General features: G+C 71.4%; 25 protein-coding genes. 10 read left to right on the forward strand and 15 right to left on the reverse strand.

Translation table 11 applies throughout. The annotated features are described in order from the left end of the window. Window positions 1–54: 54 nt before the first annotated feature. From ACIA8L_RS33890 to ACIA8L_RS33900, 3 genes are all read left to right on the forward strand, one after another. On the forward strand, window positions 55–1533 hold the full coding sequence (locus tag ACIA8L_RS33890; protein ID WP_395910832.1) for a S8 family serine peptidase: 1479 nt from the start codon (window positions 55–57) through the stop codon (window positions 1531–1533). A 101-nt stretch (window positions 1534–1634) separates the two neighbouring features. Next, on the forward strand, window positions 1635–1961 hold the full coding sequence (locus ACIA8L_RS33895; RefSeq protein ID WP_395910833.1) for an ArsR/SmtB family transcription factor: 327 nt from the start codon (window positions 1635–1637) through the stop codon (window positions 1959–1961). Continuing rightward, window positions 1958–2521, forward strand: coding sequence for an SRPBCC family protein (locus ACIA8L_RS33900; protein WP_395910834.1), 564 nt, complete (start codon window positions 1958–1960; stop codon window positions 2519–2521). Before ACIA8L_RS33895 ends, ACIA8L_RS33900 begins: the two co-directional genes overlap by 4 nt. A 46-nt stretch (window positions 2522–2567) precedes the next feature. On the opposite strand, the gene ACIA8L_RS33905 is transcribed toward ACIA8L_RS33900, so the two are convergent. The 3 genes from ACIA8L_RS33905 to ACIA8L_RS33915 all read right to left on the reverse strand — a co-directional run bounded on the left by ACIA8L_RS33905 (window position 2568) and on the right by ACIA8L_RS33915 (window position 5300). After that, window positions 2568–3668 (reverse strand): ricin-type beta-trefoil lectin domain protein, encoded by a 1101-nt coding sequence (locus tag ACIA8L_RS33905; protein ID WP_395910836.1) that lies wholly within the window; start codon window positions 3666–3668, stop codon window positions 2568–2570. Window positions 3669–3813: 145 nt separating this feature from the next. Then, the gene (locus ACIA8L_RS33910) at window positions 3814–4374 is read right to left on the reverse strand and encodes a maleylpyruvate isomerase N-terminal domain-containing protein (RefSeq protein ID WP_395910838.1); all 561 of its coding nucleotides are present in this window, start codon (window positions 4372–4374) and stop codon (window positions 3814–3816) included. Further along, window positions 4332–5300 carry a fatty acid desaturase gene (locus tag ACIA8L_RS33915; protein WP_395910840.1) on the reverse strand — a complete coding sequence of 323 codons (969 nt, stop codon included), beginning with the start codon at window positions 5298–5300 and terminating at the stop codon, window positions 4332–4334. The genes ACIA8L_RS33910 and ACIA8L_RS33915 overlap by 43 nt, the downstream gene beginning before the upstream one ends. A gap of 99 nt (window positions 5301–5399) precedes the next feature. Between ACIA8L_RS33915 and ACIA8L_RS33920 the strand changes: the two genes are divergently transcribed. Beyond that, window positions 5400–6080 carry a copper homeostasis protein CutC gene (locus tag ACIA8L_RS33920; RefSeq protein WP_395910842.1) on the forward strand — a complete coding sequence of 227 codons (681 nt, stop codon included), beginning with the start codon at window positions 5400–5402 and terminating at the stop codon, window positions 6078–6080. On the opposite strand, the gene ACIA8L_RS33925 is transcribed toward ACIA8L_RS33920, so the two are convergent. Continuing rightward, window positions 6032–6409, reverse strand: a complete 378-nt coding sequence (locus ACIA8L_RS33925; protein WP_395910844.1) for a VOC family protein — start codon at window positions 6407–6409, stop codon at window positions 6032–6034. The genes ACIA8L_RS33920 and ACIA8L_RS33925 overlap by 49 nt on opposite strands. Window positions 6410–6685: 276 nt before the next feature. Between ACIA8L_RS33925 and ACIA8L_RS33930 the strand changes: the two genes are divergently transcribed. After that, window positions 6686–7006, forward strand: a complete 321-nt coding sequence (locus ACIA8L_RS33930; RefSeq protein ID WP_395910845.1) for a hypothetical protein — start codon at window positions 6686–6688, stop codon at window positions 7004–7006. On the opposite strand, the gene ACIA8L_RS33935 is transcribed toward ACIA8L_RS33930, so the two are convergent. From ACIA8L_RS33935 to ACIA8L_RS33945, 3 genes are read right to left on the reverse strand one after another with little or no spacing between them, the layout of a single operon-like run. Further along, entirely contained in the window at window positions 7003–7569 is a 567-nt protein-coding gene (locus ACIA8L_RS33935; RefSeq protein ID WP_395910846.1) for a DUF4291 domain-containing protein, read from the reverse strand. The two genes, ACIA8L_RS33930 and ACIA8L_RS33935, sit on opposite strands and share 4 nt — an antisense overlap. Before the next feature lie 34 nt (window positions 7570–7603). Then, the gene (locus tag ACIA8L_RS33940; RefSeq protein WP_395910847.1) at window positions 7604–8188 is read right to left on the reverse strand and encodes a hypothetical protein; all 585 of its coding nucleotides are present in this window, start codon (window positions 8186–8188) and stop codon (window positions 7604–7606) included. A gap of 8 nt (window positions 8189–8196) precedes the next feature. Then, window positions 8197–8379: a hypothetical protein gene (locus tag ACIA8L_RS33945; RefSeq protein WP_395910849.1), complete on the reverse strand. Its 183-nt coding sequence runs from the start codon at window positions 8377–8379 to the stop codon at window positions 8197–8199. Window positions 8380–8487: 108 nt separating this feature from the next. On the opposite strand from ACIA8L_RS33945, the gene ACIA8L_RS33950 reads away from it, so the two are divergent. Further along, window positions 8488–8871, forward strand: a complete 384-nt coding sequence (locus ACIA8L_RS33950; RefSeq protein WP_395910851.1) for a VOC family protein — start codon at window positions 8488–8490, stop codon at window positions 8869–8871. A 313-nt stretch (window positions 8872–9184) separates the two neighbouring features. Next, window positions 9185–9775: a hypothetical protein gene (locus tag ACIA8L_RS33955; protein WP_395910852.1), complete on the forward strand. Its 591-nt coding sequence runs from the start codon at window positions 9185–9187 to the stop codon at window positions 9773–9775. 194 nt (window positions 9776–9969) lie between these two features. On the opposite strand, the gene ACIA8L_RS33960 is transcribed toward ACIA8L_RS33955, so the two are convergent. The 3 genes from ACIA8L_RS33960 to ACIA8L_RS33970 are packed head-to-tail and all read right to left on the reverse strand — an operon-like array spanning window position 9970 to window position 16975. Next, entirely contained in the window at window positions 9970–13986 is a 4017-nt protein-coding gene (locus tag ACIA8L_RS33960) for an MMPL family transporter (RefSeq protein WP_395910854.1), read from the reverse strand. Continuing rightward, window positions 13983–14693, reverse strand: coding sequence for a response regulator transcription factor (locus ACIA8L_RS33965; RefSeq protein WP_395910856.1), 711 nt, complete (start codon window positions 14691–14693; stop codon window positions 13983–13985). The genes ACIA8L_RS33960 and ACIA8L_RS33965 overlap by 4 nt, the downstream gene beginning before the upstream one ends. A 38-nt stretch (window positions 14694–14731) precedes the next feature. After that, window positions 14732–16975, reverse strand: coding sequence for a glycoside hydrolase family 3 N-terminal domain-containing protein (locus ACIA8L_RS33970; RefSeq protein ID WP_395910858.1), 2244 nt, complete (start codon window positions 16973–16975; stop codon window positions 14732–14734). Window positions 16976–17111: 136 nt separating this feature from the next. Between ACIA8L_RS33970 and ACIA8L_RS33975 the strand changes: the two genes are divergently transcribed. After that, window positions 17112–18146: a LacI family DNA-binding transcriptional regulator gene (locus ACIA8L_RS33975; protein ID WP_395910860.1), complete on the forward strand. Its 1035-nt coding sequence runs from the start codon at window positions 17112–17114 to the stop codon at window positions 18144–18146. On the opposite strand, the gene ACIA8L_RS33980 is transcribed toward ACIA8L_RS33975, so the two are convergent. Then, the gene (locus ACIA8L_RS33980) at window positions 18128–19084 is read right to left on the reverse strand and encodes a helix-turn-helix transcriptional regulator (RefSeq protein ID WP_395910862.1); all 957 of its coding nucleotides are present in this window, start codon (window positions 19082–19084) and stop codon (window positions 18128–18130) included. The genes ACIA8L_RS33975 and ACIA8L_RS33980 overlap by 19 nt on opposite strands. A 48-nt stretch (window positions 19085–19132) precedes the next feature. Between ACIA8L_RS33980 and ACIA8L_RS33985 the strand changes: the two genes are divergently transcribed. Further along, window positions 19133–19585 (forward strand): VOC family protein, encoded by a 453-nt coding sequence (locus ACIA8L_RS33985; protein WP_395910863.1) that lies wholly within the window; start codon window positions 19133–19135, stop codon window positions 19583–19585. Between the two features lie 57 nt (window positions 19586–19642). Here the strand turns inward: ACIA8L_RS33985 and ACIA8L_RS33990 are convergent, their stop codons facing one another. Both ACIA8L_RS33990 and ACIA8L_RS33995 read right to left on the reverse strand, forming a co-directional pair. Next, entirely contained in the window at window positions 19643–20026 is a 384-nt protein-coding gene (locus ACIA8L_RS33990; RefSeq protein WP_395910865.1) for an HPF/RaiA family ribosome-associated protein, read from the reverse strand. A 32-nt stretch (window positions 20027–20058) separates the two neighbouring features. Further along, window positions 20059–20439, reverse strand: a complete 381-nt coding sequence (locus ACIA8L_RS33995) for a MerR family transcriptional regulator (RefSeq protein WP_395910866.1) — start codon at window positions 20437–20439, stop codon at window positions 20059–20061. A gap of 41 nt (window positions 20440–20480) precedes the next feature. Here ACIA8L_RS33995 and ACIA8L_RS34000 point away from each other — a divergent pair, with 41 nt between their 5' ends. Beyond that, on the forward strand, window positions 20481–21173 hold the full coding sequence (locus ACIA8L_RS34000) for an SDR family oxidoreductase (protein ID WP_395910867.1): 693 nt from the start codon (window positions 20481–20483) through the stop codon (window positions 21171–21173). Here the strand turns inward: ACIA8L_RS34000 and ACIA8L_RS34005 are convergent. Next, complete coding sequence (locus tag ACIA8L_RS34005) at window positions 21170–22054, reverse strand: SDR family NAD(P)-dependent oxidoreductase (RefSeq protein WP_395910869.1); 885 nt, start codon at window positions 22052–22054, stop codon at window positions 21170–21172. The two genes, ACIA8L_RS34000 and ACIA8L_RS34005, sit on opposite strands and share 4 nt — an antisense overlap. A 218-nt stretch (window positions 22055–22272) precedes the next feature. Continuing rightward, on the reverse strand, window positions 22273–22716 hold the full coding sequence (locus ACIA8L_RS34010; RefSeq protein WP_395910949.1) for a GNAT family N-acetyltransferase: 444 nt from the start codon (window positions 22714–22716) through the stop codon (window positions 22273–22275). Window positions 22717–22754 lie beyond the last annotated feature (38 nt).

Consider the following 22754-nt stretch of genomic DNA (forward strand, 5'->3'; position numbering starts at 1 on the left):
GTACCCATGCCTAGATCTGCTTTGCGGCGGCGGGCGGCGGCAGGACGCCGGGTCTTGGCTGCGCTCGCGGCCACGGCTGTTGCGGTGACCGGCCTCGGCGCGGCCGCTGGACCCACGCACCACCTCACGAACGGGGGCTGGGCCTCCGGGGCCTGGCTCGGCAGCGGCGGCACCGGCGGCGGCACGACGCTCGCCGCGGTCCGGGCCGCCGTCAACGCGTCCACGGGCGCGGCCGCCGGGCTGACCGGGGCCGGTGTCGGCGTCGCGCTCATCGACACCGGTGTGGCACCGGTCGCCGGGCTGCCGGCCGCGCAAATCGTGAACGGCCCCGACCTGTCGTTCGAGTCGCAGGACGCCGACCTTCGGTACCTGGACACGTACGGCCACGGGACGCACATGGCCGGCATCATCGTCGGCAACGACCCCAGCACCGGCACCGTCGGCCTGGCCCCGAAGGCGAAGCTCACCTCGATCAAGGTCGGCACGTCCAACGGCGCCGTCGACGTGTCGCAGATGATCGCCGCCATCGACTGGGCCGTGGCCCACCGCAACGACGACCCGGCCAACCCGATCCGGATCATCAACCTGTCGTACGGCACCGGCGGCACCCCGAACTCGTGGACCGACCCCGTGCAGTACGCGGTCGAGCAGGCCTGGATGAAAGGCGTCGTCGTCGTGGCCGCGGCCGGCAACGAGGGCAACGGCGACATCGTGGTGAGCGACCCGGCCAGCGACCCGGCCGTCATCGCGGTGGCCGGCGGCACGACGAAGGGCACGGCGAGCGTCACCGACGACGACTTCGCCTCGTTCGCCACGATCGGCGGCGGCAACCGCGGCATCGACCTGCTGGCCCCCGGCGAGTCCATCGTGTCCCTGGCCGACCCGGGGTCCAATGTGGACCTGTCGTACCCGTCGGCGAAGGTCGGCACCACCCTCCTGCGCGGCAGCGGCAGCTCCCAGGCGGCCGCCGTCACGTCGGCGACGATCGCGCTGCTGCTGCAGGCCCGCCCGACGCTGACCCCGGACCAGGTGAAGACCGTCCTGACCCAGTCGGCCAGCTTCGTGTCCGGCCTGGCGATGGCCCGCAACGTCCGCGAGCTCAACCTGAACGGCGCCCTCGCGTCGCAGAGCCTGTGGTCGATCGGCTGGAACAAATCCTCCGGCACCGGCAAGCTCGACGACGCCCGCGGCGCGAGCCGCGTGGTCCGCGACAACGTGGCACTGAGCGGCGACAACTCCGTCTGGGGCCCGGTCAGCCCGGCCGCGTGGGCGCCCCGCAGCGCCGCCGGGACAGCCTGGTCGGGCGGCACGTGGATGGGCTACCGCGTGGCCGGCGACAGCTGGTCCGGCAAGTCGTGGGCCTCGAAGACGTGGGCCGCCGCGACCTGGACCGGCAAACCGTGGAACGGCGCGACGACGTGGACCGACCCGGACTGGGACGGCCATTACTGGTCCGGCCATTACTGGTCCGGGCACTACTGGTCGGGGCACTACTGGTCGAGCGACGACTGGTCAACGGCGAACTGGTCGTAACACCGAGAACGGCGATGGGCCTTGGCTGCCCATCGCCGTTTCGCCGTCGAGGCACGTATGTACCTTGACAGTTACGTAACTCATCCGGTACATAGAATCTCGTGGAATTAGCGCTGCAAGCCTTGGCCGACAGCAACAGACGGTCGATGTTGGACGCCTTGACCAGAGGCCCGGCCACCGCGGGTGAGCTGGCCGGGCTGCTGCCGATTGCCCGGCCGGGCGTGTCGCGGCACTTACGCGTGCTCCGCGAGGCCGGCCTCGTGGAGGTACGGCAAGAGGCGCAACGGCGCATCTACAGCCTCCGCCTCGAGCCCTTCACCGAGATCGACGACTGGTTGAGCCGCTACCGAGCCCTGTGGCAGCAACGAATGCATGCCCTGCACACAGAGGTGGCCCGGGGCAAACGCGAGCGAAGGAGCACCACGTGAACGCGCAGACCCGCATCCTGGGCACCCTGGGCGCCGTGAACGGCCGAGGCGTCGTACGGGTACAGGACCGCTTCGACAGCACCATCGACGACCTGTGGTCGGCCCTCACCGACCCCGGCCGGCTGGGACGTTGGCTCGGCGAATTCGACGGCGACCTGCGCCTGGGCGGCACGTTCAAGGCCCGGTTCTTCGCCAGCGAATGGCAGGGAACCGGCCGCATCGACGTCTGCGACCCCCCACACCACCTGGCCGTGACAACCAGCGATGCCGACCAAGCCGAAGAACACGTCATCGAAGCCTGGCTGACCCCCGACGGCGAGGGCACCGTCGTGATCATCGAAGAGCGCGGTATGCCGATCAGCTTGCTTCCCGCCTACGGCGCCGGCGTACAGATCCATCTCGAAGACCTCGGCACACACCTCGCGGGGCACGAACGCGGCGACGCCCGGACACGATGGAAGCACCTTCACCCCGCCTATCAAGCCCTCCAGACCCGGGAGTCGGACCTCGTCGTTCGGGTGGGCTCTGATGATGCGAGCCCACCCGCGTCCACGAGTTGACGCTCGTGGACGCGAGTGGGCCGGCCGGAGGGTCAGGCCGCGAGGGCTACAGGGTCCAGTTCTGGTTGGCGCCGCCGCCGCAGGTCCAGATCTGCAGGCGGGTGCCGTTGGCGGAGCTGGGGCCGGTGGCGTCCAGGCACTTGCCGGAGCCGGCGTTTACCAGGGTCTGGCCGGTGCGGGTCCACTTTTGGGCGTTGGTGCCGTTGCAGTCGTAGAGCTGGACCTTGGCGCCGTTCGCGGTGCTCGCGGCCGTGACGTCCATGCACTCGCCCAGGGCGCGCAGGGTGCCGTCGGCGGCGCGGGTCCACTTCTGGGCCGTCGTGCCGTTGCAGTCGTAGAGCTGCACCGCGGTACCGTTGGCCGGGCTCGCACCCGCGACGTCGACGCACTTGCCGCCGTAGCCGACGATCTGGTTGGCGGTGCCGGTCGGGCCGGTGGTCGGTGTCGTCGGGCCGCCGGTCGGGGTGGTGCCGAGCCAGCTGTTGGCGGCGGCCGAGCCGGAGTTGTCGATCGCCGTGTTGTTCTCGACCGGGCTCGGGACCGTGGACGGGAAGACGATGAAGGTGACCGGGCCGGCGGTGCCCCCGGTGGCCGGGTCGGGGTCGATGCCGAGCGCGGTGGCCAGGGCGTAGGAGCCCTCGCCGATGATGTTGTCCGGGCCCTCGTCGGCGAAGACGGCGTAGGCGACCTGGTTGTTGTACACGACCGCGGCCACGGCGCCGGGGCGGATGCCGTTCGCGCCGTAGTCGAACCGGGAGCTCGGCAGCGGCACCACGTAGTAGCGGGTGGCCTCCGAGGTGAAGTACGAGCCCGTCGACGTGCTGAAGCTGGTCTGGGCCTGGTACCACGGGTCGGTGCTCGCGTTGCAGTGCGTGGTGCCGATGCCGTCGCAGTCGATGTCCATGTCGGCGGTCCAGAAATACGCGGAGCCGCTCTTGCAGATCGCGACCGTGGCCGCGCCGCCGTCGTCGGTGGCGTACTTGCCGTTGGAGACCTGGTTGCAGGTCGAGGTGCGGGCCAGCAGCTGGCTCGCGGTCGGACCGGCGGCGAGGGCGGTCCGGCTGCCGGCGAGGGCGTAGGCGGTTGTGGCGGTGAACGAGATGATGACGGCCGCGAGGGCGATCAAGGGCAGGCGGTACCTGGTCACGGGCGGGCTCCTCGGAAGACGACGGGGTCTCCCAACGGCGGGCGCGGCGCCTGGTCTGGATCGATCGCCGCGCAGCCCAATCGAGCCAGACTGGGCGAAGAGGCGCCGAAGGTTGCGGATAGGAAACCTTACTGACAGATATGTGTCAATACTTCTGGGCGGCTTTGACGGTCCAGTGCTCCCGCCGCGGGCGGCCCGGCAGCGCGATCCGGCCCGTGGCCCACAGCAGGTCGTCGGCCCCTTCGACGTGCGGAAAGAGGCGTTCGAGGACCTTCGCTGACAGATCTTGCGGTGGTACCCATGGCAGCCGCAGCCCCCGCGCGATGTCCCACGTGTGCACGAGGATCTCGTTGACCCCCAGCGCCGCGAACCCGGTCCGGTCCGTGGGTCCCCAGTGCCACGCGGTCGCGTCGGGGCCGGCCGCGTCCAGCTCCAGGCACAGCAGCCGGGCGCAGGACCGCACGATGGTGAGGACCGTCCGGGCGTCGGTGCCGGGGTCCACCGCGAGGTCCAGCGGCAGGTAGCGATCCTCGGCGCGGGCGGCGAGCTGAGTCGCGTAGGCCATCAGGTCGTGGGCGATGTGCGCCGCCGTCTCCAGACACGTCCAGTCGAGCCCGCCCGCCTTCGCGGCCCAGCGCTCCTCGGCGACCGGCGTGAGCAGGGTCAGGGACTCGTCGAGGGCGCGCCTGACATCTCCGCTGTCCATTGCGGCACAGTATCGGCCCGGACCTCCTGCGCGGTGAGCGGAACCGGTCCGCGGAACTGGCGGGCGACGGCGGTGAACCAGCCGAGGTGGATCTCGTCGCGGTCGGCGACGTACGCGGCGCGCAGCTCGTGCCAGCGCAGCCCCGGATGCCGGTGGTGGACGTTGTGCAGATTGAACGCGAGGACGAACAGCTCCAGCACCCGCGGCAGGGCCAGGTTCATCGCGTCGAGCGGGCGTTCGAGGCGGGTGCGATAGTGGTACGCGTTGTCGGCCAGCGACACGATGAGCGCCCGCGCCCCGACCGCGCTCCACAGCATCCAGACGTGCCCGCCATAGGCGATCGAGCTGCCGGTGTAGGTCACCAGGACCGCGATCGCCTCGACGCGGAACCGGCGCAGGTTGTCCCGGCGCGCGACCCGCTCGAACAGCAGCCCCGTCACCGAGTCCAGCGAGTCCGTGCGGCGCACCAGCAGTGCCCACCCGCGCCGGGGCAGGAGCACCAGCAGGGTCGAGAGGAGCTCCAGACAGTACAAGCCGCCGAAAAGTCTTGGGTAGTAGGTTCTTGCGGCGGCGAGCCAGGAGGAGCGCGCGGGATCGTAGATCTCGGTCCGCTCGCGCTGCGTCCGGCTGTAGCGATGATGGAGCAGGTGTCCGGCCTTCAGCAGCGTGAACGGGCCGCCGTAGCCGACCGCCAGGGCGCGGGCGAGCCGGTCGTTCCAGCCCCGGTCGCGCAGCAGGATGCCGTGGATGCCTTCGTGGATGAGCGACCACAGCGGCACGGTCGTGACCGCGATCGGGACGAGCAGCCAGCCCCAGCGCACGTCCAGCGGGAGCAGCACGAGCGGCAGCACGACAAGCTGCAGCACCAGGGTGGTGAAGGCGATGACCACCAGCGCGATCGCCGGCGCGGACTGACGGCGGACCATATCCGCACGCTAGCCCGGCCTCGGGAACCGCCGAGTGACATCCTCGCGAAGCCTTGTCACCACATCTCGCCGCGCCGGCTTTCCGGCGATCATGGTCTGGTGCTGTTGGAGATCATCGCGTTGGACGCCGTGGATGCCCGGGCCGCTCAGGACGGCGGCGCGGACCGCGTGGAGCTGGTCAGCGACATGTCCGCCGGCGGCCTGAGCCCGGCGCCGGCGGTCGTCGAGTCGGTGCTGGCCGCGGTGTCGATCCCGGTCCGAGTGATGTTGCGCACCACTGCGGATTTTGCTGCGGGGGTACCGGCTGTGCTCCGCCGGCTCCGAACGCTCCGAGCGGCCGGGGCGACCGAGTTCGTCCTGGGCTTCTTGACTGCGACCGGCGCGGTCGATCCCGCGGTCCTGGACGCCTTGGACGGCGCGCCGTGGACGTTCCACCGCGCGATCGACCACGCCGCCGACCGCGCGGCCGCCTGGCAGCACCTGGCCGGCCTGCCGGGCCTGACGTCGGTCCTGACCGCGGGCGCCGCGACCGGGATGACCGACGGCCTGCCCACCTTGCTGGCCGAGGCGCCCGCACACGCCCACCTGATGCTGGTCGGCGGCGGTCTACGGGAGTCACACCTGCGGCCGCTCACAGCCGCCGGCGTCCGGGCGTTCCACTCGGGCAGCGCCGTGCGCCCCGGCGCCCGCTGGACCGACCCGGTCTCCCCCGACCTGGTCCGCCGCCTCCGCTACGCCGTAGGCCCGGCCACCCCGACCACGTTGCCTTCAGGGTCCTGAAAGTGCCCGACGGTGAAACTCCCGGTCCGCGGCTCCGGCCCCATGATCCGCGTGCCACCGAGGGACTCGGCCTTGGCCAGAGCCACCTCGACATCGGCCACGTTCACGTAGAAGGTGACCCGGCTCGGATACCCGTCCCCGCCACAGACCCCACCGTTGAGCCCGGCCGACTCCTCCTGCACGAAGTGGTAATTTCCGATGGCCGAGACCCGCTCGGTGGCCGCGTCCGCGGGCGGGTTGAACCGCCAGTCGAACAGCTCCCCGTAGTAGTCCCGCAGCCGGGCCGGCTCCTTGCCACTGATCTCGAAGTGCACGACGGGGTCACCCATGTCACTGTCCCTTCTCGTCTCGCTCGTGCCTGGTGGTCGGCGCGGCCGGTCCGGTCTCGACGTGTGTTCCACGAAAAGTCGGGCGCTCCGCACCGCGACTTTTCGGACATATCACCGCTTTCCATGGTCACGTCGTCACGGTCGCACGGTTTGATGCACGTCGCAGCTTCGGGGTCAAGGTTGATACGGGTCCGTACGATGCATGTTTTCGAACTGGTGTTCGAGTATCGTGGGGGGAGGTTCGGTCGTTGCCTCAACGAGTGAGGGGTGATGGCGATGACTTCGATCTTGCCCGACGGATATGCGGTGCGCCTCGACTGGCCGGTGGCTCGGCACGGGGGCGTGCGGCACGAGTTCACCCAGTTCACGACCAGCCTGCGCCGGGTTCTGCGGCGAGCGGTGGGGACCAAGCGGTATTGGGCCACGGGGCCGGTGCGGCCGTTGGCGGTCACGGTGGTGCCGATCGCGCGGGCGGAGTACGACCGGCACGGACGGGACTGCGCCTCGCTGCACTGCCCGACCATGGCGCCGTTGCTGGGGATGGCGGCGGCGGACGCGGTCGAAGGGACGGCTCGGCCCGGGTCGCCGGCCGGCTAGAGCGCGTAGGGGCGTTCCCGTGGCAGCAGGGCCTTGGCCGCCTCCAGGTCGCCGGCGCGGACCAGGGCGTGGACTTCGTGGGCCTGGGCGGTCACGTCGGTGATGGAGACCGTCCACTCGTCCACGTAGCGGTGCACCGCCTCGCCGCTCAGACCCAGCTGCAGCGAGCGGCAGTCGGCCTGCGGGCGCAGATACAGGTCGCGCTCCGGGTCCCACTGGACGCGCACGGGGCTGGTGCGCAGCTCCTGCTGCCACGCGGCCGCGCTCGCGTGCACCCGTTGGTCGTAGTGACTCAGGCAGGCCCTCGATCTCGCCCAGTCGAAGCCCGCACGCCGAAGCTCGACGGCCAGGACGTGTTCCTGGCCGTCCTTCGTCGCCCAGCCGCTGCGGTACATCATCCAGAGGAACGACGGTTTGATCCACGTCATGCGGTCGCGCTTGAAGGGAGCCACGAAGCGGCCGGCCGACACCGCGGCCGTCGCGATCGCGGCGCTGTAGGCCTGATACACCGTGATGGTGTCCTCGGTGTACACCGCCCGGATCTCGCGTGTCTGCACCCGCACATCGTGAACGGCGACCAGTCGATCACGCCACTGCTTAAACGACGGTCAGGTCGCCGCCGGACTCCGGCGGGTACACGGCGCCGACGGCATCCCACCACGGTTCGAACGGCGTGAAGACGGTGCCCAGGTGCGTGTGCGCCTCCTCCGCGTAGCGGCCGGCCCGCGCCACGGCGGACGGGTCGGCGTTGTACAGCGCGGCCACCGCCGACCACACCCGCGCGTCGTTCAACGTGCCGTCGGCGGCCGGGGCCAGGCCCGGCGCCGGCGCGAGCTCGGACAGCGTGACCCGCTCGAAGTCGGCGCCCGGGGTGGCATCCCAGTGCAGGTAGACATGCTGCACGCGGGCCGGGTGACCGTCCCCATTGGACAGGACGAGGTGCTCGGCGCCGTACTCGTCGTGGTCCAGCGCGATCAGTGCCCTGGTCCAGCCCTGCGAACGGGCGATCGACTCGGCCAGCCAGGCGTTGCCGCCCTCGGCGTAGAACGACAGGCGGGTGTACTCGTCCGCCTTGGTGATCCAGACCGCCACGGGCTCGGGGCGGGGCAGAGTCTCCAGATAGGCCGCCGGGTCGGCGGCGGCCGGGAGGTCGACCGCGGCCAGCGCCATGAACGTTGACATGGCCCTGACTATAGGGAGATGTCGCGCTCCAGCTCCGGGCTCGGGTCCGCGGCCAGGTCGTCGTCGATGTTCAGGTCGATCATCCCGAAGTCCGCGCCCGCGTCGCCGTAGTCGTCTTCGTCGATGGGGTCGATGACGTCGAGGACGTCGATGACCTGTTCGGCCGGGAGGGCGGGGTCCGCGGGAGTCATCTCACGATCGTGCGAGATCCACATCGAAAGGCACAACCCGGCGGTGGGTAAAACCACGACCTATGCACACCGCGGCCTCGACCCCGCACACGCTGCATACTGCTGGGCGTGGCTCACTTCAGCAGGTTGTACGCGATCTCCATCGACGTGCCGCACCCGGACCACGACGCCACCGTGGCGTTCTGGTCCGGGGCGATCGGCGCTTCGCTCGACGTCATCGGCAAGCACCCCGAGTTCAGCGGGGCGAAGCTGCCCACGCACGACATGATCGTGCTCGCGCAGCGGCTCGGCGACGGGCCCGCCCGCGTGCACCTGGACTTCCACACCGACGACGTCGAGGCTGAGGTTGCCCGGCTGGAGAAGCTGGGCGCGACCCGGCTCGAGCGGGCTGCCAACTGGCAGGTGATGCGCGACCCGGCCGGGCTGGTGTTCTGTGTGGTACTGGACCGTCCGGGTGTGCTCAACGAGGCCAACGCCACTCGGTGGGACTGAAGCGCTGTTTGTATGGCCGCTTTGGGCGCCGGGTCTTGGAGTCTCGCGGCGCCTTGCTCTTGCGGTGCCTTGCTCTTGTGGTGCCTTGCTCTTGTGGTGCCTTGCTCTTGCGGTGCCGTGCTCTTGCGGTGCCTGGTTTGCGGTGCCTTGTTTTTGGGCGCCAGGTCTGCGGTGCCGGTTTTGCGGTGCCGGGGTGCTTCGGGGCCGGTCGCTCCCGGAAATGTGCCAGGTCGCACCGGGCGTGCGCACCGGCGACGGCTGATCACGCACCTTGGTTGCACCACCGCAATGACATTTCCCAAGGAGCGTTCCGATGTCACGTCGCATTCTCGTCCTGGCCGCGGCCGCCCTCGGGGCGCTCTCGCTGGCGGCCTGCAACGACGGCAAGGCCACCACCGCGAGCCAGCCCCCCGCGTCGGCCGCACCGTCCGCGTCCACCGCCACGTCCTCCGCCCCGCCGGTCACCGCGAAGGGCAGCGGCTCGCCGAAGCCGTCCTCGAGCGCCAAGGCCGCGGCCGCCAGCGTTCCCGACATCTGCAAGATCATGTCCAAGGCCGAGATCAACTCGCTGACCGGCGAGCAGGTCACGCTCATGTCCGACGACGGCGGGTCGAGCACGACGACCCGGTACTGCCAGTGGCAGCTCTCGCAGGGCCAGGTCACCATCACCGTGAACCTGGAGACGCGGGAGAACTTCGACGTGCGCAACAAGCAGGCGGTCCCGGTCGTGGGCGTCGGCACCACCGCGTACTCCCTCGCCGGTCACCTCTACGTCTGGCAGAACGGCTACGACGTCGACGTCTACGTCTCCTCGGAATCCAGCGACTCGGCGAATCTTTCGGTCGCGCGGCGGGCGGCTCAGCAGTTGCTGCCGCGCCTGGAAGCGGCGGCGGCGAAGAAGTAGCCCCGGCCGCGCCTACTTGCGGCGGCCTCGGCGGAGCTCCGGTCGCGCCTACTTGCGGCGGCCTCGGCGGAGCGCCGGCCGCGCCTACCTGCGGCGTCTGCGGAGCTCCGGCCGCTCCTACTTGCGGCGGCGAAGCAGAAGCCCCGGCCGCGGCTTCAAGCGGCGGCGGCGAAACAGTGGCCACGGCAGCGGCTTCAAAGGGGCGGCGGCGAAGTTGCCCCGGCCGCGGGTGGAAGCGGCCGCCGTGCGGCAGCTGCTGCCGCGGCCGGAGGCGGCGGCGCCGTCTTCCACGGCGACCACCAGTTGAGCGGGCCGAGCAGCGCCATCGTGGCCGGGACCAGCAACCCCCGGACCACGGTGGCGTCGACCGCGATCGCCACCGCCATGCCGAGCCCGAACATCTTCACCACCGGGTCGACGTTGAGCGTGAAGCTCGCGAACACCACGACCATGATCCCGGCCGCGGACGTGATGACCCTTCCGGTCCGGGCCAGACCGGCTCGAACTGACACCTGGTTGACACCGGTGCGCAGATACTCTGCTCGTACCGCGGTCAAGAGAAACACTTCATAGTCCATCGACAGCCCGAAGAGAAGAGCGAAGAGCATGGTCGGCACATAGCTTTCGATCGGCAGCGGACCGTCGAGCCCGGTCAGCCGCACACCCCAGCCCCACGCGAAGACCGCGGTCAGCGCACCGTAGGCGGCGCCGATGGACACCAGGTTCATCACCGCGGCCTTGAGCGCCACGACCGGCGCCCGAAACGCGAGCAGCAGCAACACCGCGGACAGCGCGACGACGACCCCGATGACGAGCGGCAGCCGGCCGGCGCTGCGCTCGGCGAGGTCCGCCTTCGTGGCCACGGGCCCGCCGACGTGCACCGGCCGGCCTTCCAGCCGCAGCTGGCGGACGCGGGTCACCAGGTCCGCGGTCGCCGGGTCGCCGGGGGCCGTCGCCGGGGTGACCCGCCACGACGCCACGGCGCCGTTGGCGGCGAGGCGGGCCGGGGTGACGCTCTGCACGCCGGGCACGGCCGCGAGGTCGCGGGCCAGCGCCGCCAGGCGCGGGTCGGCCGGGTCCGTGGCCGCCGGGTCAAGGGCGACCACCGCGGTCAGGGGGCCGTTGAAGCCGGGGCCGAAGCCCTCCGCGAGGAGGTCGAAGCTGCGGCGGGCCGAGCTGCCGTCGGGGCTGCGCCCGGCGTCGGTCTGGCCGAGATGCAGGTCCAGGGCGGGAGCGGCGAGGAGGGCGAGGAGGGCGGTGGTGGCCAGGGCGTAGCGGACCGGACGGCGGGTGACGGTGCCGGCCAGGCGGCCCCAGAAGCCTTCGCCCACAGGGGTACGGGGCGGCTTGATCCGGTGGCCGACGAGAGCGAGGAGAGCGGGTAGGAGGGTGACGGCGCCGGCTACGGCGAAGAGGACGGCTGCGGCTGTGGTCCAGGCGAGCGTCGCCAGGAGGGGGACGCCGGCCACCGTGAGGCCGCCCAGGGCGATGACGACCGTACCGCCGGCGAAGATGACGGCGCGGCCGGAGTCGGCTACGGCGGCCGCGATCGCTTCGGCGCGCGCTGCTGCATCCGTCCGACCCGCTGCATCCGTCCGACCTGCTGTGTCCGTCCGACCTGCTGTGTCCGTCCGACCTGCTGTGTCCGTCCGACCTGCTGTGTCCGTCCGACCTGCTGTGTCCGTCTGACCTGCTGTGTCCGTGGGACCTGCCGCGTCCACCCGGCCCGCAGCGTCCGTCCGGCCCCCAGCATCCGTCCGCGGTTCAGCGTCCGACCGCCCCGCAGCGTCCGTCCGAGCTGCGGCATCCGTCCAACCTGCAGCATCCGCTCGACCGGCAGCGCCCGGCCGGCCCGCCGCGTCCGTCCAACCCGCAGCGCCGGTCCGGAGTTCGGCATCGGTCCAACCCGCAGCGTCCGTCCGGCCTGAAGCGTCGGTCCAACCCGCAGCGTCCGTCCGACCCGCAGCAGCCGTTCGGCCCACAGCATCCGCACGGCCCGCCGCGTCCGTTCGACCCGCAGCGGAGTGAGAGTGGGAGGGGGAGTTGGCGAGGGTGGTGGGTAGGAGTTCTCGGTAGCGGGTTATCAGGAAGAGGGCGTAGTCGATGCCCACGCCCAGGCCTACCATCGTGGCCAACGTGGTGGCTACCGTTGGGACTGCTGTTGCGTGGCCGGCCAAGCCGATGACGCTCTGGGCGCCGGCCAGCGTGAAGAGGGCTGTTGCTATCGGCATCGCGGCGGGCACGGCGCCGCCGAAAGCTAGCAGGAGCAGGACTGCGGCGGCTAGCAGGCCCAGGAGTTCGGGGAGTCGGCCGTTGTCGCGGTCGGCGGGTGGGGCCAGCGCGCCGCCGGCCACCGTCTCGATGCCGGCGGCCCTGGCCGGGGCTGCGGCTGCCAGCACGGCGTCGGCGGTTGACTGTTCCAAGTCCCTCGGAGCTATGTCCAACGCGATGGTGAGATAGGCCGTTCGGCCGTCGGCGCTGAGCGTTGGGGGTGCGGGGGCGCTTTGCACGTGCTGTACCGATGCCAGGGCTTTGGTTGTTTGGGTTATCGCTTGTTGTGCCTCATCGGTGTCCAGCCGGAACGGGGCGTGCAGGACCAGCTGGGCGGCGGCTCTCGCGTCCTGGGGGCCGATCAGGTCGCGGGCCGTCTGCGCGTCGCTGCCCGGGAGCGTGACGTCGTTGTCCGTCTGGCGGCCGGCCGCACCGGCCGTCGCCACCAGCGCGGCGACCACCAGCAGCCACGTGCTGAGGACGGTTCTCGGGTGGGTGGCGCACCAACGTCCCAAGCGGTTCACGTTTCTCCCGTCGGCCGGAGCAGGGCCCGTCGATCCCACCAGAGGCGGTTCGGACTCCGGCTTGAGATCGATGAGAGAACGGTGAGAACCGGCGGCGGGGAGGGTGAAGCGGACCGTCGTGCCGGTGCCGGGGGTCGACTGCAGGGCCACCTCGCCGCCGCCCGCGCGGAGCGTCTCGGCGACGATCGCCAAACCCAGGCCGCTGCCGGCGCCGGGCGGGGCGGCGGGGCCGCGGGTGAAACGGTCGAACGCCCTCGCGGCCAGCGCCGCTGACATGCCGGGGCCCTCGTCGTGGACCACGACCTCGGCGGCTCCGGGAAGGCGGGCCAGGGACACGCGGACGGGAGTGCCCGGTGGGGTGTGGGCTCGGACGTTGGCCAGGAGGTTGGCCATGATCTGGCGGGCCGCGTCCTCGTCGCCGCGGACCAGGCACTCCGGCGGCAGGTCCAGGGTCGCGGGGCGGCCGGGTTCGGTGGCCAGGAGGTCGGAGACGGCGTCGCGCAGGACCGGGACCAGGTCGAACGGGGCGTGGCGGAGCGGGGGCTCGGCGTCCAGGCGGGCCAGGTACAGCAGGTCGTCGATCAGAGCGCCCATCCGCCGGGTCTCGTCCTCGGCCCGGGCCAGCACCGCGGGCTCGGCGATGCCCTGGCGGACCAGGTGCAGGTATCCGCGGATCGAGGTCAGTGGTGTGCGCAGCTCATGTGACGCGTCGGCGGCGAAGCGGCGCAGCCGGTCCTCGGACGCCTCCCGGGCCCGCGACGCCGACCCGAGGCGGGCCAGCATGCCGTTGACGGCCAGGGTGAGCCGGCCGACCTCGGTGGCGACGGCCCGGTCGGCGACCGGCGGGACGCGGCGGTCGAGGTCACCGGCGGCGATCGCGGTCGCCGTCGCCGTGACCGCCTCCAGGGGGCGCAGGCCGCGGGCGACCAGGCGGCGGCCGACGGCGGCGAGGAGGATCAGCATCGCGACGCCGGTGCCGGCCTCGACCAGGGCGAGCCGGCGGACGGTGTCGTGCAGCGGGGCCAGGGGCAGCGCCACCAGGACGGTCCCGCCGTCGGTGGTGCGGGCGACCACGGCCCGGTAGTCGCCGCCGGCGAGCGTCATCGCCGGGGACACGCCGCCGTCGGCGGGGGCGGCGGGGGCCTCGGTCAGCAAGGGGGCGTCGGCGAGGTTGCCGAAGCGTTCGACGGTGCCGTCGCGGTGGCGCAGCTCGATCAGGTAGTCGGTCGGGGTGATCCGGGCCTGCACGTTGCCGGCCTGCTCGATGCGGGTCTGTGCGAGGCGGGCGGCCAGGGCGATCTGGTCGTCGGTGCGTTCCAGGAGGTATCCGCGCAGGGCCAGCACCGCGGTGACGCCGGCCGTCAGCAGGACCACCGCGGTGACGGTGAGCATGCCGAGCAGCAGCGAGCGTCTCACGCCGGCTTGTCCTCGCTCAGGACGTAGCCGAAGCCGCGCCGGGTGGCGATCAGCGGCGGTCCGTGCCGCTCCAGCTTGCGGCGCAGGTAGCCGACGTAGGTGTCCACGACGTTCGAGGTGCCGCCGAAGTCGTAGCTCCACACCGCGTCGAGGACCTGGGCCCGGGACAGGACGCGGCCGGGGTGCTGCATGAAGTACCGCAGCAGCTTGAACTCCGTCGGTGACAGCTCGACCAGCCGGCCGGCCCGGCGCACCTGCAGGGCGTCCTCGTCGAGCTCGACGTCGCTGAACCGCAGCACGGGCGCGGGGCCGGTCTGGGTGCCGGGGCGGATCCGGCGCAGCACCGCGCGGACCCGGGCGACGAGCTCGTCGACCGAGAACGGCTTGGTGACGTAGTCGTCGCCGCCGTAGGTGAGCCCGGCGATCTTGTCGCCGGGCGCGTCGCGGGCGGTGAGGAAGACGACGCCGACGTCGTGGCCGGCCGCCCGCAGCGCGCGGCAGACCTCGAAGCCGTCGCCGTCGGGCAGCATGACATCGAGCACGACGACGTCGGGCCGTTCGTGGGCGGCCAGGCGCAGGGCGTCGGCGGCGGTGCCGGCCGAGCACACCGCGAACCCGTGGAAGCGCAGTACGGTGGCGAGCATGTCGACGATGTTGGGCTGGTCGTCGACGACCAGGACCCGGGCCTGCGCACCACTCACCGCCACACCTTCACACGGCGTGATGAGAGTTGGATGAGAAAGGGCTACCCCAGGATTTCGAACGGCGCGCGGAGCAGGTCGGCGGGCTTGGAGCTGCGCCCGACCAGGAGCTCGAAGTGGCCGGGCTCGACGACCCGCTCGGCGGCCGCGGTCACCAGGGTGCAGGCCGCCGCCGGGAGCTCCAGCTCGACTGTGACCGACGCCCCCGGAGCCACCGTGACCTGGGTGAACGTCTTCAGCTCGCGCTCGGCCCAGGTGACGCTGGTGACGAGGTCGCTGACATAGACCTGGACGGTCTCGATGGAGGGGCGGGCCCCGGTGTTGGCGATGGTGACGTTCGCGCGGATGGTGCCGTCAGCCTGTACCACCGGAGCGGGTATCTGGAGGTTTGTGTATTCGACGGTCGAGTAGGACAGGCCCTCGCCGAACGCGAACAGCGGCTCCTGGGTCAGGTCGGCGTAGCGGTTGCCGTGCTGGCCGCGGATCTGGTTGTAGTACACCGGCAGCTGGCCGGCGTGGCGGGCGAACGAGATCGGCAGGCGGCCGCTCGGCTCGATCGTGCCGAGGAGCAGCTCGGCGACGGCGCGGCCGCCCTGCATGCCGGGGTTGAACGCGGCGATGACGGCGGCGGCCCGGTCGGCGGCGGCGGGCAGCGTCGACGGTTTGCCCTGGATCAGCACGACGACGACCGGCTTGCCGGTGGCGACCAGCGCGTCGAGCAGCGCGGACTGGCCGCCCTGCAGGTCCAGGGTGGCGGTCGACTTGCCCTCGCCGGTCAGGGCCACGTTGTCGCCGAGCACGGCCACGACCACGTCGCTGGCCTCGGCCAGGGCGACCGCTTCGCGCAGTTTCGAAGCATCGATCGCGGCGGCCTGGAACAGCGGCGGGCGGGGCTGACCGTCCGGGAAGTACGGGCCCTCGGGGTCGGGCTGCAGGCTGCCGATCTCGGCGCCCTGCGCGTAGGCGACCTCCCAGCCGTCCGGGAGCGCGGCCTTGAGGCCGTCGAGCACGGTGATCACCGTCTCGCGGGGGTGGCCGTCCGGCATCCAGTCGACCTGGCCGGAGGCGCCGGCCCAGTCGCCGAGCTGGTTGTGCGGGTCGTCGGCGTTGGGCCCGACGAGGGCGATCTTCCGCACCGAGCTCGCCAGGGGCAGCGTGCCGTCGTTGCGCAGCAGGACCAGGGAGCGGCGGGCCGCTTCCAGGTTCAGCGCTTTGTGCGGATCGCTGCCGATCACCAAAGCCTGGCGCTCGGCGTCGGCGGCGCGGGGGTTCTCGAACAGGCCCAGCTCGAATTTGAGCCGGAGGATTCGCCGTACCGCGGCATCGATCTTCGCCTCGGCGAGGCGCCCCTGCTCGACCGCGCTCTGGGCCGCCTCGAAGAATCCGGGGGTGGTCATGATCAGGTCGTTGCCCGACTCGACGGCGATCGTGGCCGCCTCGACGTAGTCGGCGGCGACCTTCTGCTCCCACACCATCCGCCCGACGTTGTCCCAGTCGGTGACCAGCGTGCCCGGGAAGCCCCACTCCTGCTTGAGCACGCCGTCGAGGAGCCAGCGGTTGGCGGTGACGGGCACGCCGTCGATCGACTGGTAGCCGAGCATGAACACGGCGCAGCCGGCCTCGACCGCGCGCTGGAACGGCGGCAGGAACCAGGAGCGCAGCTTGCGCGGGGTGATGTCGGCCTCGCTGGCGTCGCGGCCGCCCTGGGTCTCGGAGTAGCCGGCGAAGTGCTTGGCGGTGGCGAGGACCGCGGTCGTGTCGGCGAGGCCGCCGCCCTGGTAGCCGCGGATCGTGGCCGCGCCGAGCTCCCCGATGAGGTGCGGGTCCTCCCCGAACGTCTCGTCGACCCGGCCCCAGCGCAGGTCCCGGGCGATGCACAGCACCGGGGAGAACGTCCAGTGGATGCCGGTGGTGGAGATCTCGGTCGCGGCCACCCGGGCCGCCCGCTCCACGAGGTCGGGGTCCCACGTGCAGGCCATGCCGAGCTGGGTCGGGAACACCGTGGCGCCGGGCCAGAACGCGTGGCCGTGGATGCAGTCGTCGGCCATCAGCAGCGGGATGCGCAGCCGGGTCGTCTCCACCATGGCCATCGCCTCGCGGATCCGGGCCGGGGAGGCGTGCAGCAGCGAACCGGTGGTCTTCGTCAGGACCGCCTCGGCGAGGTCGAGCCGCGCGTCGAGCTGCAGCATCTGACCGACCTTCTCGGCGAGCGTCATGCGGCCGACGAGATCCTCGACGCGCTCCGCGACGGAAAGCGTGGCGTCCTGATACGGGAGTCGCTCGGTCACAGTCGTCACGGTCCGTCGTCCTCGGTTTCCTCGGAAACTTTTTCGTGGAGTTTCTTGTTGATAGGGACGTTATGGGTAACCTAGGGTGCTGTCAACGCGCTGAAACTGTTTCAGTCGGGTTCGGTTGGAGGGTGCTGTGCGCGACCAGCCGCTGCGCGTGACCCTCGAGGACGTGGCCCAGGCGGCCGGTGTCTCCAAGGCGACGGCATCGAAGGTGCTGAACAAGCGGCCCAACGTCGACCCCCGCACGCGGGCCAAGGTCGAGGAGACGATCACCGCCCTCGGCTACGTCCCGTCCACCGGCCCCCGAGAGTCGACGACCGAGGCCGTCGTCGAGGTTGTCTTCGACTCGATGGTGAGCATGTACTCACTGCAGGTGCTCAACGGCATCCTGACCGGCGCCCGCGAGCTCGGCATCGAGATCTGCGTCGACGTCCTGGACCGCGCCGGCCAGCCCGGCAACCCGCTGAGCGACAGCTGGCTGCAGCGGGCCGCGGCCCGGCGCCGGATGGGCGTGCTCGTCGTGTCCCTGGCGCTCACCGCCGACCAGGTCCGCACCGTCGGCGAGCTCGGCCTGTCCCTGGTGTCGGTGGACCTGACCGGCGCGTTCGGCACCGGCCTGGCCAGCGTGGCGGCCACCAACTTCGCCGGCGGGACGCAGGCCACCGAGCACCTCGTCGCGCTCGGGCACCGCCGCATCGGCTTCGCGGGCCTGCCGGTCGACATCGCGGCTTCTCGAGAGCGGCTGCACGGGTACCGCAATGCGCTGGAACTGGCCGGCATCGACGCCGACCCGGCCCTGGTGGTGCACGGCGGTTTCACGGCCGAGGCGGGCTGCCGGATGGCGCTCGAGCTGCTGTCCCGCCCCGACCCGCCGACGGCGATCTTCGCCGCGTGCGACGGTGCCGCGCTGGGCGTGTTCGAGGCCGCCCGCCGGCTCGGCCGCCGCGTGCCGCAGGACCTGTCGGTCGTGGGCTTCGACGACATCGAGCCGGCCAAGCTGTCCTCGCCGCCGCTGACCACGGTCCACCAGCCGATCGCCGACATGGGCCGGGTCGCCGTGCGCACCCTGCACACTCTGGCTCACGGCGGCGCGCCGGACTCGATGCACGTCCAGCTGGCCACCCACCTGGTCGTCCGCGAGTCGACCGCTCAGCCGCTGAGTTTGTAGAACCGGGCGGCCAGCCGCGCGAACGCCGCGCCCAGCTCGGCCGGCTCCACCGCTTCGATGTCGGCGTCGTAGCGGGCGAACGCGGCGGCCAAACTCGGCCAGGACCACGAGCCGAGGGTGAGCCGGCACCGCCCGTCGCCGAGGTCCTCGATGACGCCCTCCCGGGTGTAGGTGGCGATCGTGGCCGCGGACTCGGCGAGGACGGCGGTGCCGCGGCAGGGCCACTCCCCGGACGCGTCGGTGGCGCCGCGGAACACCCCGATGACGTAGGCGGACACGTCGCCGCCGGGCAGCTCACGCGGGCTGAACCGGGGACCGTTCGGGGTGCGCAGGGCCATCCGGTCGACCCGGAACGTGCGCCAGTCGCGGCGGTCGAGGTCCCAGGCCACCACGTACCAGCGGCCGTCCCGGGTGACGACGTGGTGCGGCTCGGCCCGGCGCGGCGGCCCGTCGGTGTCGCCGCCGTAATGGAACCGCAGCACCTCCCGCGCCTTCGCGGCCGCGCTGACGGCGAGCAGCAGGTCGCCGTCCACGGGCGTCGTGACGGGGTGGCCGACCGCGGTCACTTGGAGCGCGTCGACCCGGTGCCGCAGCCGGGCCGGCATGACCTGGCGGAGCGTGTGCAGCGCCCGTTCGGCCGGCTCGGCCAGTGCGCTGCCGGCGGTCGTGGCCGCGATCTGCAGCGCCACGGTCAGCGCCACCGCCTGCTCGTCGTCGAACAGCAACGGCGGCAGTTCGGTGCCGGCTTCGAGCCGATACCCGCCGTCGGGCCCCTTGGCCGCCGCGATCGGGTAGCCCAGCTCGCGGAGGCGGTCGACGTCTCGCCGTACCGTGCGAAGGCTTATCTCCAGCCGCTCGGCGAGCACCGCGCCGGACCAGTCCCGCCGGGTCTGCAGCAGCGACAGGAGCGCGAGCAGCCGCGAGGAAGTGGTTGGCACGCGCTTATGGTGACACAACCTGGCACCTACTGGTGCGAGCCCTGGCCCATGACGATCACGACCACGACGCACCTGAACTTCCGCGGCAACGCCCGGGAGGCCCTGGAGTTCTACGGCTCCGTCTTCGGCGGCGAGCTCACCGCCATCACCTACGGCGACTTCGGGATGCCCAAGGAGCTGCCCGACGCCGGCAAGGTCGTCTGGGGCCAGGTGGCGGCCCCGGACGGCTTCCGCGTCATGGCGTACGACGTGCCCAGCCAGGCCGCGTCCGCCACGGCTCCGCCGCCGAAGACCTGGCGCGAACACGGCCTGACGCTGACCGGCCAGCCGTTCTTCGTGTCGGTGCGCGGCGACTCGGTCGAGGAGCTCGGCGCGATCTGGAAGCGGCTCGCCGACGGGGCCGAGGTGATCGAGGCCTACGGCCCGTCCGGCTGGGCCCCGGCCTTCGGCATGCTGACCGACCGCTTCGGCGTCACCTGGGTCCTCGACGTCACCGCCTGACCGCAAACACCGCCGCCGGGGCCCACTGACCACAGTGGACCCCGGCGGCGAAGCGTGTCACTGCAGTTCGCTGTAGTCCTCGGCCTCGGGCCGCTCGCGCAGGTGCCGGTTGTTGCGCGGCTCCTGGCGGGTCTTGGAGTCGTTGAGCTTGCGGCGCATGTCGTCGCGTACGTCGTTGAGGGCGGCGCGCAGCTCCTCCTCACCCGACGTGGTGACGATCTTCGGGTGGCCGGCGATCCAGCACTCCAGGGTCACCTTCTGCCCCGGGGCCTCGCGGTCCTTCACCGACACCTCCAGCTCGGTGGCGTCGGCTCCGAACGCGGCCAGGCGGGCGTCGAGCGTCGCGAACTGCTCGGCGATCCAGTTCCGGTCCCCCTGGGAGAACCCGGCCCCGACACGCAGGCACTTCTCGACGGTCGCGGGGTCCGCGGCAACACTCATCAGATCTCCTCCTCGGTGCGCTTGAGAGATCCCTACCCAGCGGCGGGCCCCGCGAAAACTGTGCAGCCGTTCGTGGGGCTCTCGGTCTCCGCGATCACCGCGTCGAGCCGGTCCCGCGCCTCCAGCAGCCGGGCGATCTGCTCGTCGATCCGCCCCCGCTCGGTCTGCAGGACGGCCCGGGACTCCGGCGTGTTCTCGTTGGCGTCCACGCACGGCAACAGACTGAGAATCGACCGGCTGGACAGTCCGGCCGCGAAGAGCGTCTGAATCAGGTGTACTCGTTCGACCGCGCCGTCCGCATACTGCCGCTGCCCGCTGAGGCTGCGCACCGGGGCGAGCAGCCCTTGCTCGTCGTAATACCGCAGCGCCCGCACCGAGACCCCGGTCGCCTGCGCCACATCGCCGATCCGCATGCTTGCCCCTCACGTCAACGTCAGGTTTTAGCGTAGCCCGCATGCAGATCAACGGCTCAGTCGCCCTGGTCACGGGCGCGAACCGCGGCCTCGGCCGCCACTTCGTCCAGCAACTGCTCGACCGGGGCGCGAAGAAGGTCTACGCCACGGCCCGTGACATTACAAAAATCGATATTCCGGGGGTACTGCCGGTGCCGCTGGACATCACCGACCCTTCGCAGGTCGCGGCCGCGGCCGCCGCGGCGCCCGACGTCACCCTGCTGGTGAACAACGCCGGCATCTCGACGTCCACCAACCTGGTCACCGGCGACCTGGCCGACATCCACGCCGAGCTCGACACCCACTTCTTCGGCACCCTGTCGATGATCCGCGCGTTCGCACCGGTGCTGCAGGGCGGCGCGATCCTCAACGTGCTCTCGGCGATGTCCTGGTTCTCCTACGACGGCGCCAACGCCTACAGCGTGGCCAAGGCCGCGCAGTGGGCCCTGACCAACGGCGTCCGCCTGGAGCTGGCCGCGCAGGAAACCCAGGTCACCGCCCTGCACCTGGGCGCGGCCGACACGGACATGATGGCCGGCTACGAGGGCGAGAAGGCCGACCCGGCGGACGTGGTCCGGGCCGGCCTGGACGGTCTGGAGGCCGGCCGGTGGGAGGTCCTGGCCGACCAGTGGAGCACCTACGTGAAGGCCTCGCTGGCCAACGACCCGAGCGCGTTCTACGGGGCGACCGCTTAGATGCGGTGCATGCCCCACCCACCGTCGATCATGATGGTCTGCCCGGTGATGTAGGTGGCGTCGTCGCTCGCCAGGAACGCCACCAGCGCCCCGACATCGGTCCGCGTGTCACCGATCCGCTGCATGGGCACCTTGGCGAGCGCGGCCCCGAAGCTCTCCGGGTCGTACTGCTCCCAGAGCTGCGCCCCTTCCGAGTTCGCGAACGGGCAGACGACGTTGACCCGCACGTTGGCCGCCCCCCACTCGGTGGCCGCTACCTTGGACAACCCCCGGATGGCCTCCTTGGCGGCCGCGTAGGTGGCCCACCCGGCCTGCCCCTCGGTCCCGGCACTGGACCCGAGATTGACGACCGACCCGCTCCCGGACGCGACAAGGTGCGGGAAAGCGGCCTTCATGAGCCGGAACGTGGCCCGCGGCCCGGTCTCGAACACCAGGTCGTAGTCCTCGTCGCTGTGCTCGGTGAACGCCCCCGCCGCCCGAGTGGCGATAGCATTGTTGACCAGCACATCAACCCGCGAGAACGCCTCAACCGCAGCCGCGACGATCCGCTCCGCCTCCCCCACCGCCCGGATGTCCGAAACCAGCGAAACCACCCGCCGCCCGTCAAGCCCTTCCACGGTCCGCGCCAGCGTCTCCGCGTTGTGGTCCACCAGCAGGACGGAAGCCCCCCGCTCAGTCAACGCCTGGACAATCCCCCGCCCGATCCCCTGAGCCGCCCCGGTAACGATCGCCGCTTTACCCTCAAGCCCGGCCGAACTCGCATAGGTGTTGGTCATTCGCACGACGGTAGTCCCGGGGAAGGCTTCGCCTCCACCCACACCCCCGCACGGTCCGCACCCCCGCCCGCGGCCCAATGGCGCTGACCACAACGCCAACTTCATGCCCTGCTTAACAGCTCGCGAAGCTCGCGGTGGGGAAGGCTTCGCCTCCACCCACACCCCCGCACAGTCCGCGCCCCCGCTCGCGGCCCAATGGAGCCGATCACAACGCCAACTTCATGCCCTGCTTCATGGCTCGCGAAGCTCGCGGCGGGGAAGGCTTCGCCTCCACCCACACCCCCGCACGGTCCGCGCCCCCGCCCGCGGCCCAATGGCGCTGATCACAACGCCAACTTCATGCCCTCGTGCGAAGCGACGAACCCAAGCCTCAGGTAGAACCGCTGCGCCTCCACCCGCGACTTGTCGGTGGTGAGCTGCACCAGCCCACACCCCCGCGCCCGAGCCCGCTCGATCGTCCACCGCATGAGCTCCGCTCCGACTCCCCCGCCCCGCCGCTCCCGCGCGACCCGAACCGACTCGACAAGCGCCCGCTCCATCCCGTGCCGCCCAAGCCCCGGGATGTACGTAACCTGCAAACACCCAACCACCACCCCCTGCTCCTCCGCGACGATGACAAAGTTCCGCGGATCAGCCTCGATGTCAGCGAAGGCCCGCTCGTACGCGGCGTCCACCTCCCCCCGCTCCCGCCCCCGCCCCAGCTCGTCATCGACCAGCAGCGCAACGATCGCCGCCAGATCAGCCCGCACCGCTTCCCGGAACCGCAGTCCTTCGTCCACAGCACCGAGAATACGAACCACCCGGG

Origin of the sequence: Dactylosporangium sp. NPDC051541 (assembly GCF_044454505.1) — a bacterium.
Classification (GTDB): domain Bacteria; phylum Actinomycetota; class Actinomycetes; order Mycobacteriales; family Micromonosporaceae; genus Dactylosporangium.